The sequence below is a fragment of the Nocardiopsis sp. RV163 genome, assembly GCF_001029525.1.
Classification (GTDB): domain Bacteria; phylum Actinomycetota; class Actinomycetes; order Streptosporangiales; family Streptosporangiaceae; genus Nocardiopsis; species Nocardiopsis dassonvillei.
The window spans coordinates 1-10,745 of sequence record NZ_LEKI01000180.1 but is presented as its reverse complement, the minus strand read 5'-3'; the positions used below and the strand labels follow the sequence as shown (position 1 = coordinate 10,745).

At 73.4% G+C, this 10,745-nt stretch carries 8 protein-coding genes; 4 read left to right on the top strand and 4 right to left on the bottom strand.

The window, feature by feature from the left end; all coding sequences use genetic code 11:
- Nucleotides 1-222: 222 nt before the first annotated feature.
- Genes ABD54_RS22980 through yicI form a run of 4 tightly spaced genes read left to right on the top strand, consistent with a single transcriptional unit; the run spans nucleotide 223 to nucleotide 5,702 of the window.
- Nucleotides 223-1,482, top strand: coding sequence for a sugar ABC transporter substrate-binding protein (locus ABD54_RS22980; RefSeq protein ID WP_053063642.1), 1,260 nt, complete (start codon nucleotides 223-225; stop codon nucleotides 1,480-1,482).
- The gene (locus tag ABD54_RS22975) at nucleotides 1,479-2,408 is read left to right on the top strand and encodes a carbohydrate ABC transporter permease (protein ID WP_047871615.1); all 930 of its coding nucleotides are present in this window, start codon (nucleotides 1,479-1,481) and stop codon (nucleotides 2,406-2,408) included. The genes ABD54_RS22980 and ABD54_RS22975 overlap by 4 nt, the downstream gene beginning before the upstream one ends.
- Nucleotides 2,405-3,313 carry a carbohydrate ABC transporter permease gene (locus tag ABD54_RS22970; RefSeq protein WP_047871614.1) on the top strand — a complete coding sequence of 303 codons (909 nt, stop codon included), beginning with the start codon at nucleotides 2,405-2,407 and terminating at the stop codon, nucleotides 3,311-3,313. The genes ABD54_RS22975 and ABD54_RS22970 overlap by 4 nt, the downstream gene beginning before the upstream one ends.
- A gap of 55 nt (nucleotides 3,314-3,368) precedes the next feature.
- Nucleotides 3,369-5,702: an alpha-xylosidase gene (yicI, locus tag ABD54_RS22965; RefSeq protein ID WP_047871613.1), complete on the top strand. Its 2,334-nt coding sequence runs from the start codon at nucleotides 3,369-3,371 to the stop codon at nucleotides 5,700-5,702.
- A 253-nt stretch (nucleotides 5,703-5,955) separates the two neighbouring features.
- On the opposite strand, the gene ABD54_RS22960 is transcribed toward yicI, so the two are convergent.
- From ABD54_RS22960 to ABD54_RS22945, 4 genes are all read right to left on the bottom strand, one after another.
- Nucleotides 5,956-6,453, bottom strand: coding sequence for a phage antirepressor KilAC domain-containing protein (locus tag ABD54_RS22960; RefSeq protein ID WP_047871612.1), 498 nt, complete (start codon nucleotides 6,451-6,453; stop codon nucleotides 5,956-5,958).
- Between the two features lie 397 nt (nucleotides 6,454-6,850).
- On the bottom strand, nucleotides 6,851-7,660 hold the full coding sequence (locus ABD54_RS22955; protein ID WP_047871611.1) for a hypothetical protein: 810 nt from the start codon (nucleotides 7,658-7,660) through the stop codon (nucleotides 6,851-6,853).
- Nucleotides 7,660-8,325, bottom strand: a complete 666-nt coding sequence (locus tag ABD54_RS22950) for an ATP-binding cassette domain-containing protein (protein ID WP_047871610.1) — start codon at nucleotides 8,323-8,325, stop codon at nucleotides 7,660-7,662. The genes ABD54_RS22955 and ABD54_RS22950 overlap by 1 nt, the downstream gene beginning before the upstream one ends.
- 38 nt (nucleotides 8,326-8,363) lie before the next feature.
- Nucleotides 8,364-10,670, bottom strand: a complete 2,307-nt coding sequence (locus ABD54_RS22945; RefSeq protein WP_047871616.1) for a polyprenyl synthetase family protein — start codon at nucleotides 10,668-10,670, stop codon at nucleotides 8,364-8,366.
- Nucleotides 10,671-10,745 lie beyond the last annotated feature (75 nt).

The following is a 10,745-nucleotide window of genomic DNA, read 5'->3' as shown; positions in this document are numbered from 1 at the left end:
GAGCCTGCTGCGCGCGGCGCGCTCCAGCCCGTGCGCCCCGGCGTCGTCGTCGCGCACGGTCAGGAGCAGCAGGTCGTAGCCCAGCTCCCCGGCGGCGCGGCTCAGTCCGTGCATGAACCGCCCGCCGTCCGGCTACCTGCCGGTCGCGGCCCCGGTGGCGCCAGCCCCCGACACGACGCGGCCGGCGCGCTGACACCCGCCCCCGCCGAAAAGGCCCCCGACATGCGCGAACACCTGCACCGACACCCGTACCGCCTGCTAAGAACGGCTTCGGCGGCCGCCTGCGCCGCGGCGCTCGCCCTGACCGGAGTCGGTTGCGCGGCCGAACGCGACCCGAGCGTGTACACCGTCATGAACTCCAGCACCGACGAGCCGTACCACACCTGGGACGAGGAGGCCATGGACCTGTGCGGCGAACAGGTGGGCGTGGAGGTGCGCCAGATCAGCGTGCCCGCCGACCAGCTCGTGCCCAAGGCCCTGCGGATGGCCTCCTCCGACTCGCTACCCGACGTGCTCTCGCTCGACGGCTCGGACCTGCCGCAGTTCGCGGCGGCCGGGGGCCTGGTACCGCTGGAGGACCTCGGCGTACCAACGCGGGGCCTGTCCGAGGGGGCCCTGTCCATCGGAAGCTACGAGGGCGTGTACTACGGCGCCGCCCGGTCGGTGAACTCCCTGGGGCTCTTCTACAACACGGCTGCCCTGGAGGAGGCGGGCGTCGACCCGCCCGGTACCTGGGCGGAGCTGGAGGAGGCCGCCGCCGAGCTGACCGGGGGCGGGCGCTACGGCCTGGCGATCAGCGCCCTGGCCACCGAGGACGGCGTCTACCAGTTCCTGCCGTGGCTGTGGTCCAACGGCGGCGACGAGAGCGAGCTGGCCTCGCAGGAGTCGGTGGAGTCGCTGGAGTACGTCACCTCGCTGGTCGAGTCGGGGTCGGTCTCCCCCTCGGTGGTCAACTGGACCCAGGCCGACGTCAACGACCAGTTCATCGCGGGCAACGCGGCCATGATGGTGAACGGCCCCTGGCAGTTGCCGGTCCTCCGGGAGCACCCCGAACTGGGGTGGGCCGTGGCGGAGATCCCCGTGCCCGAGGCCGGGGACACCTCGGTCGCGCCGATCGGCGGAACCACCTTCACCGTGCCGGTCAACGCCGAGGACCCCGAGCGCGAACGCGTGGCCGCCGAACTCGTGGCCTGCCTGACCACGGCCGAGGCCCAGTTGGACTGGTCGACCAAGGGCAGCAACGTGCCCGTGGACACCGAGGCGGCCGAGCAGTACCGCGACCTGGTCCCGGAGCTGTCCCCGTTCGTGGACCAGGTGCGCACGGCGCGCAGCCGGACCGAGTACGCCGGCACCGAGTGGAACACCTACTCCCAGGCCATCGGCACCGCGCTCCAGGCGTCGCTCACCGGCGAGGCGGGCCCGCGGGAGGCCATGGAACGCGCCCAGGCGCGGGTCGAGGCGGAGCTGGAGGCCGGATCATGACGGCGACGACAACGACGGCGGCCGCGGCGCGCGGGCGCCGGAGCCCCTCGAACCGGAACCTCGCGAAGTGGCTGTTCGTCGCCCCGGCGCTGCTGTACATGCTGTTGTTCTTCGGGTACCCGCTGGTCCGCAACGTGGTGATGAGCTTCCAGGACTACACCTTCGCCACGTACTTCACGGGGGAGGCTCCGTTCAACGGGCTGGACAACTGGCGGGCGGTCTTCGCCAACGAGCTGTTCGGCGCGTCCCTGTGGCACACCCTGCTGTTCACGCTGGGATCGCTGACGGGCCAGTTCTGCGTCGGCATGGCGCTGGCGGTCTTCTTCAGCCGCCGCTTCCCGCTGTCGGGGATCATGCGCTCCCTGCTCCTGCTGCCGTGGCTGATCCCGATGGTGGTGGCCGGAACCGTCTGGCGCCGGGTCCTGGACCAGGAGACCGGCGTGCTGAACGAGTCGCTCCAGGCGCTCCAGATCACGTCCTCGGCCGTGCCCTGGCTGAGCAGCCCCGACTTCGCGCTGCTGTCGGTGGTGCTGGTCAACATCTGGATCGGCATCCCCTTCAACATGGTGATCCTCTACGGCGGTCTCCAGGAGATCCCCGCGGAGCTGCGCGAGGCGGCCGTGCTCGACGGCGCGGGCCCGCTGCGCACCTTCTTCGGGGTGACCCTGCCCCTGCTGCGTCCCGTGGTGACCGTGGTGCTGGTGCTGGGCTTCATGTCGACCGTGAAGATCCTGGACCTGATCCTGGCGCTGACCAATGGCGGTCCGGCGCACTCCACGGAGACCCTGGGCACCCTCACCTACCAGCTGTCCTTCCTCCAGCTCGACTTCGGCCAGGGAGCCGTGGTGGGCAACGTCCTGATCCTCGTCAGCATGGTGTTCGCGGTCATCTACCTGCGCGCCAACCGTGGAGGTGTCACCCGATGAGCGCCGCGCCCGAGAGCACCGCCCCCGCACCGGCGGGCCCGAACCGGAGCGGCGGGGCGCCGGCCGCCGCGCGGCCCCGGCGCCCGCGCATGACGCGCGGGGCGCGGGGCGACGCCGTGAGCGTGGTGTTCGGCGTCCTGGTCCTGGCCGTGCTGCTGTTCCCGCTGTACTGGATGGTCAACACGGCGCTGCAACCGGGCGCCGCGATGGTGGAGCTGCGGTGGTTCCCGCGCACGCTCGACCTCGGCAACTTCCAGCGGGCCTGGGAGTCGCAGGCGGGCAACCTGCTCACGTCGATCCTGGTGGCGCTCGGCGCGGTCGCGGTCTGCCTCGTGGTGGCCGCCCCGGCCGCCTACGCCCTGGCCCGGTTCCGGCTGCGCGGCGCGGAGACGGTCGTGTTCGCCACCCTGATCACCCAGATGGTCCCGGGCATCGTCGTGGCCAACGCGCTGTACAACGCCTACGTCGAACTGGACCTGGTCAACTCCTACCTGGGGCTGATCCTGGCCGACGCGTCCCTGGGCATCCCCTTCACGATCGTCCTGCTGCGCGCGTTCATGGTGTCCATCCCCGAGGAGGTGCTGGAGGCCGGGATGCTCGACGGCGGCGGACGCCTGCGCGTGCTGGTCTCGATCGTGCTGCCGATGAGCCGCAACGCGCTGATCACGGGCAGCCTGTTCACCTTCCTGTTCGCGTGGTCGGACTTCCTGTTCGCGCTGACGCTGAACACGACCGACGCGGTCAAGCCCGTGACGCTCGGCATCTACGAGTACATCGGCGCGCACGTCGGCGACTGGGGCGCCGTCATGGCCGTGGCCGTCCTCTCCTCGATCCCCGCGGCGGTGCTCCTCGTCGTCGCGCAGAAATACGTGGCGGCCGGGATCTCCGGGGGGTCGATCAAGTGACCCGCCGCCCGCGCCACCGGCGAACCGAGACCACGACGACAGGGAAGGGACGGCCATGAAGTTCACCGACGGTTTCTGGCAGATGAGGGAGGGCGTACGCGCCAACCGCGCGCGCGAGGCCCGCGACGTGCGGGTACTCGACGACCGGTTCACCCTCTACGCCCCGGTGCGCCCGATCGGGCACCGGGGTGACACCCTCAACACACCGCTGATCACGGTGGACTGCTGGTCGCCAGCGCCCGGCGTGATCGGTGTGCGGAGCACACACCTGGCGGGTTCGGTCCGGCGCGCGCCGGAGTTCGACGTGCGCGGCGACCCCGGCGCCGCGCCCTCCGTGCGGCGGGACGGTTCGTCGGTGGAGCTGACCAGCGGGAACCTGTCGCTGCGCGTGGCCACCGAGGGCCCCTGGCGGATGGAGTTCCGCGCGGGCGGCACCGTGCTGACCGGCTCCGACGCCAAGGGCACCGCCTTCATGGAGGACGCGGACGGCTCCCACCACATGCTCGGTCAGCTGTCGCTGGGGATACGCGAGCTGGTGTACGGCATGGGCGAGCGGTTCACGCCGTTCACGCGCAACGGCCAGACCGTGGACATCTGGCAGGCCGACGGCGGCACGAGCAGCGAGCAGGCCTACAAGAACGTGCCGTTCTACCTGACCAACCGGGGCTACGGGGTGTTCGTGGCGCACTCGGGACCGGTGTCGTTCGAGGTCGGCTCGGAGTCGGTCGGCCGCGTGCAGTTCAGCGTGGAGGACCACGCCCTGACCTACTACGTGATCCACGGGGAGAGCCCCAAGGAGATCCTGGCCCGCTACACCGCGCTCACCGGCCGCCCCGCGCTGCCGCCGCGGTGGTCGTTCGGGCTGTGGCTTTCCACGTCGTTCACCACCTCCTACGACGAGGACACGGTCAACCGCTTCATCGGCGGCATGGCCGAGCGGGGCGTGCCGCTCAGCGTGTTCCACTTCGACTGCTTCTGGATGCGCGAGTTCCACTGGTGCGACTTCGAGTGGGACCCGGAGCTGTTCCCCGATCCCGTGGGCATGCTCTCCCGGCTCAAGGGGCGCGGGCTGCGGACCTGCGTGTGGATCAACCCCTACATCGCCCAGCGGTCGGCGCTGTTCGAGGAGGGCTCCCGGCTGGGGCACCTGGTCCGGCGGCCGGACGGGACCGTGTGGCAGTGGGACATGTGGCAGGCGGGGATGGCGCTGGTGGACTTCACGTCCGCCGACGCCCGCGCGTGGTACGCCGGAAAGCTCAAGGCCCTGCTCGACATGGGTGTGGACTGCTTCAAGACCGACTTCGGCGAGCGGGTGCCGACCGACGTGGTGTGGTCGGACGGCTCCGACCCGCAGGCCATGCACAACTACTACACGCACCTGTACAACGAGACGGTGTTCGACCTGCTGAAGCGCGAGCGCGGTGAGGGCGAGGCCGTCCTGTTCGCGCGCTCGGCCACGGCGGGCGGGCAGAGCTTCCCGGTGCACTGGGGCGGCGACTGCGCCTCGACGTTCGGGGCGATGGCGGAGAGCCTGCGCGGCGGCCTGTCCCTGGGGCTGTCGGGGTTCGGGTTCTGGAGCCACGACATCGGCGGCTTCGAGGGCACACCCGACGCCGCGGTGTTCAAGCGCTGGCTCGCGTTCGGCCTGCTCTCCTCGCACAGCAGGCTGCACGGCAGCCGCTCCTACCGGGTGCCGTGGGACTTCGACGAGGAGTCCACCGAGGTGGCCCGCGTGTTCACCAGGCTCAAGTGCGCGCTCATGCCCTACCTGTTCGGCGCGGCCGTGCAGGCCCACCGGGAGGGCACGCCCGTGATGCGCGCGATGCTGCTGGAGTTCCCCGAAGACCCGACCTGCCACCACCTGGACACGCAGTACATGCTGGGCGAGGACCTGCTGGTCGCCCCCGTGCTGAGCGCGGACGGCTCCGTGGAGTACTACGTCCCCGAGGGCGTGTGGACCCACCTGCTCACGGGCGAGACGGTGCGGGGCCCGGCCTGGCGCCGCGAGACCCACGGGTTCGACTCCCTGCCCCTGCTGGTGCGGCCGAACGCGGTCCTGCCGGTCGGCGCGGTGGACGACCGGCCCGACTACGACTACACGGACGGGCTGACCCTGCGCGTGTACGGCGCCGGGGAGGCCGCCCCGGCGTCCACCACTGTCGTGCCGTCCGCCGACGGCTCGGCCGCCGCGGTCTTCCGGACCGAGCGTTCGGAGGGCGGGGTCGCCGTGGAGGCCCAGGCCGCCCCGGCCCACGGGTGGCGGGTGCTGCTGGTCGGCGCGGGCGCGGCCGAGGCCGACGGTCCCGGCGCGGAGGTCACCGCGACCGGCGAGGGCGCCCTGGTGTCGGTCCCCGCCGGTACCGCCCGCGTGGGACTGCGCCTGTCCTGAGACGGGCCGGTCCCGGACCGCGCCCGGTCCGGGACCGCGCCCGGTCCGGGACCGCACTGGGGAGGACCTGACGCTCGCCGCCGGGTCCGGGCCCCCTGCGGCCGTCCCGGGTGGAGGGACAGCACGGGGGGATTCTCGTGGCGGGCGCGGTCGCCCTCCGCGGAGGGCGTCGGAACCGCCGTGGGGAGGGGCCCCGGCGCGGTGCGCCGCGGGCCGCCCCTGACCGGCGCCCCCCGCGACAGGGGTCCGGGCTCTACGCCGCCTCGTCCAGGGCCGGGGCGGTGTGTCCGGCCATCCTCCGGTGCAGGTACCGCAGCCCCTCGGCGGTGACCCGCAGTTGAGGCCTCCCCGGCATGCGCCTGCCCGTGCGGGGGTGCTCGTAGGACGTGGGCCGCAGGCGCAGGTGGCGTTGGTGCCGGGCCTTGGGCACGTCGTCGTCCGGGGAGACCATCCCGCTGTCGCGGATGAAGGAGAACGGGCGGCGCTGTCCGGTGGAGATGGAGGGGTCCCGGTTGAGGACGTGCGCCGCCTCGCGAACGGAGTAGTCCCCGTCGGCCGAGGCCAGGACGTTCCACGCGCGGGCGGCGGACGCGGTCTCCCCCGCCTCGGCGCGCGCCCGCAGGGCCCGGCGGGCGGCCGCGGAGACCTCCCGGCCGAAGCGGTCGAGGGAGGCGAGCGCCTCCGGGGTCATCGCGCCGGGGTCGGCGTCGGCCGGGACCTCGCCGTACGGCATGTGTTCGATGTGCTGCACCGCTCCTCCCCACGGCCTCCGCTCACGCCCGCTGCCTCGGGAACCGGAGCGGCGTTGCGGCGGACCTTCACCACCGGCCCGAACTCCTGTTATGCATTCCAACGCGAACCCGCAGCGGTGTATTCCAGGAAACGCTCCGGCGGACCTGGCGGGAAGAGGGTTTCAGCAGCCCGTGGGAGCAGGCGGGACCGCCCGCCCACACGGGCTTGGCGCGCCACCGGCGCATAGTCCGGGAAAACGTGTACGACCGCCCCGGGGGCGGAATCCGCACCGCCCAGAAAACCTTTTCCCATAGTTTCGAATGCGGTACAGAATAATGTTTCCCGACGCTTTGGGAGCGGGAAGGGTTTGCGGCGCCGCGCCGCCGTCCGGTGCCCGGCGGGCGCGGCGCCGCCGGTCAGCCCGCGCGGACCCGGCGCGGCCGGAGGGCACCCGGGCGGACGAAGGCACGGCTGCGGTCCCGGGTGCGCAGGCGGAACGCCGCCCCCGCCACCGCCACCGTGGCCAGGAACCACGCCGGCCCCAGCAGCAGGTACGCGAGCGGCACCGTGTCCTGGAAGCCCGCGGCGACCCCGGTCTGCATGGTGCCGTAGGTGGGCAGGTAGCGCACGACGTCGCTGTCCGAGGACGGGTTGGCCACCGGGTTCTGCAACCCCATGTCGACGATGGACAGCATGACGATGCAGAACATGCCCTCCAGCTCCCCCCGGAGCAGGGCCGCCAGCATCACCCCGATCCCGCCGAAGGCCAGCGCGGACCCCAGCAGGGAGAGCCACAGCATGAACGGCTGTTCGGGGACCCAGTACCAGCAGATCACCGCCACCGCGTAGGCGCAGACCAGCGCCGAGGCCGTGACCAGCGCCGTGAGCTTGGCCGCGAGCAGGTGCAGGCGCGGGTACCCGGCCATCGCCAGCCGCTGGTCGAACCCGAAGGAGCGGTAGGTGACGATGAACATCATGAAGCCGACGATCAGCGTGACGGCGTTGACGGCGCCGGAGATCTTGCTGACGTGGTTGCCGTGCACGGTGACGGTCTCGCCGGTGGCGCGCAGGAGGAACCGCACGTCGGCGTCGGCGATCACCAGGTAGACCAGGGTGATCCAGACGGGGATGAAGAGCACCACCAGGACCAGCGCCAGCCGGTTGCGCAGGTGCTCCAGCAGGGCCATGCGGGTGGCGGTGGCGTAACGGGTCCAGGCGCGGCGCATCACAGGCCCTCCGCCGCCGCGGGGGCCGGGGGCGCCGACGAGGACGCCCCCTCCACCAGACGCCCGCCCTCCAGCCGCCACAGGCGGTCGAAGCGCACCGTGTCGAAGGCGATGTGGGAGACCACCAGCACGGAGCGCCCCCGGTCGCGCAGGTCGGCCGCCAGCCGCCAGAAACGCTCGTAGGTGTCCCAGTCGAAACCCTGGTAGGGCTCGTCCAGGAGCAGCAGGTGCGGGTCGTGCATCAGCGCGAGGGTGAGGTTGAGCTTCTGCCGGGTGCCGCCGCTGAGCGTGCAGACCCGGTGGTCGAGGTACTCGGCGCACCCGAGGACGTCGAGGAGTTCGCGGGCGCGGGACAGGTCGGGCAGGTCGTGCGCGACCTGGAAGAGGCGCAGGTGCTGGGCGACGGTGAAGGCCGGGTTCAGCACCGTGTGCTGGGGGCAGTAGCCCAGGCTGCCGGGGTGCTCGACGGTGCCGCGGTCGGGGGCGAGGACGCCCGAGAGGATGCGCAGCAGGGTGGACTTGCCGGAGCCGTTCTCCCCGACCAGTCCGGCCAGGCAGGCCTCGGGGAGTTCGAGTTCGGCGCCGCGCAGCACGTGGTGGCGGCCGTAGGACTTGTGGACGCCGCGGACCCGCAGCGCGGGCGTGGGGGCGGGTGCGTGTGACATGGGTCTGCTCACTCGTGAGGGGGAAGGGGTCGCCGCTACTACTCGCGTTCCCTGCGGGCGGCGTAGGCGCCGAGGGCGTCCATCATGACGGAGGCCCAGGTGCAGGGCACGAGGTCCCGCAGGGGCTTCCACGTCCGCTCGACCAGGTCCCGGGCCTCCCCGGTGCAGGCGGCGACCGCGCCGCACTCCTCCAGGGACGCCGCGGCGGCGGCCACGGTCGCCTCGTCGGCGTCGCCGTCGCGCACCGCGTACCAGAGCTCGCGCACCCGGCGGGGCGGCAGCAGGGCCACGGCGTGGGCCAGCGGCATCGTGACCTTGCCCGCGCGCAGGTCCTCGGCGGTGTGCTTGGTCGCCGAGCGTCCGCCGCCCTCGGCGGGCGCGGTGAGGCCGCGCAGGTCCATGACGTCGTCGGAGATCTGGTAGGCCAGCCCCACGGCGTCGAAGTACTCGCCCAGCGCCCGGAACTGCTCCTCCCGGGCGCCGGCGACGAGCGCGCCGATCTCGGCCAGCCCCCGCACGGGCGCCGCGGTCTTGAGCCAGTGGCCCGAGCGCACCCGCCGCAGGAGCGCCTCGGCGTCGCCCGTCTCCACGGCCTCGTCCATCGCGGCCCGGTGGCCCGCGATGTCGATCGCCTGTCCGCCGTGTCCGGCCCGCAGCACCCGTAGGTAGACCTGGTAGACGCGCAGCCTCAGGGCCGCGTCGTCGGGCAGGACCCGGTTCAGGACGCGGTCCAGCGCGAAGTAGGCCGCCGTGCCCGCGTTGACGGCGACCGCCTCGCCGAAGAGGACGTGGGCCGCGGGTCGGCCACGCCGCAGCGGTGAGCGGTCCTCGACGTCGTCGACGATGAGGCTGCCGGTGTGCAGGAGCTCGGCGGCCGCCAGCAGGGGCCGGTAGGGCTCGCTGTCGACGCCGAACAGCTCGACGGCCGCCGTCGAGACGTAGGAGCGCCAGCTCCTGCCCAGGCCCGCGGTGGTGTGCCGGACCGGGCCCACGAGCGACGCGTGCAGGTCCTCCAGCACCGCGCCGTCGAGACGTTCGGGCCGGTGCTCGGTCCCGGCCAGCTCCGTCAGGGAGCGCGCGTCCGGCTCCGCCGGGTAGAGGCGGTCGATCTCCTGGCGGGTGACCGCGCGGACGCGGGTGACGTGGCGCTCGAAGTCCTCGATCCGGGTGTCGGGGAAGACCTCCCAGAGTCCGTGGCCGCGGACCGGGCGGCCGCCCATCGTGCCCTCGGCGTCGGCGTGGGCCTCCAGCCTCCCGCAGGGGGCGGTGACCGAGACCGCCTCCTGGCGCGGGAACCACGCCGTGGCCCGGAGCCGCAGTTCCAGGAGCGGGACCTCGACGTCGCAGGCCGTGGGATAGGTGTTGAGGGTGGTCAGGGACGTCCAGGGGCGCAGGCCGAGCAGGGTGGCGGGAGCCTCGACGCGCTCCCCGTCCGGGGAGGACAGCACGGCCGTCGCCCCGCACGCGGGCGGGGTCTCGCCGGGGGTGTCGGCCCCGCCGGCGCGGTGGACGGTCAGCTCCCACCCGTTGTCCAGGCGGACGCGGGCACGGGACCAGGAGGCGTCGCGGCCGTCCCGCGCCGGGAGGAGGCCCCCGCCGGACGTGTGCTCGTGCCAGCCCCGGCCCGTGACCCGCACGGAACGGTCCCGCAGGCGAAGGACGCCCGCGGCCTCCAGGCTCACGGCCTCCGGGTCCCGGGGCTCCCTGCCGGGGGCCGCGGAGCCGTGGGCGGTGCGGGCCCCGGACGTGTCGGCCCGCTCGCGCGGATGGCCGCCGCACCCGGACGCGCTGTCCCCGGCCGGGGACAGCCGAAGCCGGAAGCCGGACTCCTCTCCCCGCGCCTCGACGAGGAAACCGCCGCGCCCGTCCCCGCGCATGTACACCACGCCCCCGGCGTCCAGGTCCAGGGGCTCCTCCCGCCACCGCGCCGCGCGCGGGAGCAGGCGGTCGGGTTCGGGCAGGCGTCCCTGGGAGAGGGCGTCCAGGAGCGCACGGCGCACCCGCGGGTCGGTGACCCGGTCGGCCCCGACGAGGGCGCGGACAGCGTCGACGCACCCCTGGTCCACCCAAGACTCGCCGCCGTGCACGCGTGCGCGCCGGTCGGCCGCGTACCAGACCGCCTGGTGGGCCTCCGCGCCCCCTTCCGCCGCGCCGCCGAGGCGGGCGAAGCAGAACACCAGGCCGTACTCGTCAGCTCCGTCGACCAGGCGGAGCGCGAACCGCAGCCGTTCGGGCCCGCCCCGCGGGTCCGGCGCGTCCGGCCCGGCACCGGGACGCGCCGTTCCCCCTCCCCGCCGTCCTCGACGACCTGACCGCGGGACTGGCCCCCGGGCGCGCTGGAACACCCGGGGCCCCACCGGGGGCGTGCGCGACTCCGGGGCCGCGGTCGTGCTCGCCACCCGCTCCGGGGGCGGGGCCGA

Excerpts from the sequence above, each read along its gene's own strand:
- ABD54_RS22955 (WP_047871611.1), bottom strand. The coding sequence starts at position 7,660 with ATGCGCCGCGCCTGGACCCGTTACGCCACCGCCACCCGCATGGCCCTG.
- ABD54_RS22970 (WP_047871614.1), top strand. The coding sequence starts at position 2,405 with ATGAGCGCCGCGCCCGAGAGCACCGCCCCCGCACCGGCGGGCCCGAAC.
- ABD54_RS22980 (WP_053063642.1), top strand. The coding sequence starts at position 223 with ATGCGCGAACACCTGCACCGACACCCGTACCGCCTGCTAAGAACGGCT.
- ABD54_RS22975 (WP_047871615.1), top strand. The coding sequence starts at position 1,479 with ATGACGGCGACGACAACGACGGCGGCCGCGGCGCGCGGGCGCCGGAGC.
- yicI (WP_047871613.1), top strand. The coding sequence starts at position 3,369 with ATGAAGTTCACCGACGGTTTCTGGCAGATGAGGGAGGGCGTACGCGCC.
- ABD54_RS22950 (WP_047871610.1), bottom strand. The coding sequence starts at position 8,325 with ATGTCACACGCACCCGCCCCCACGCCCGCGCTGCGGGTCCGCGGCGTC.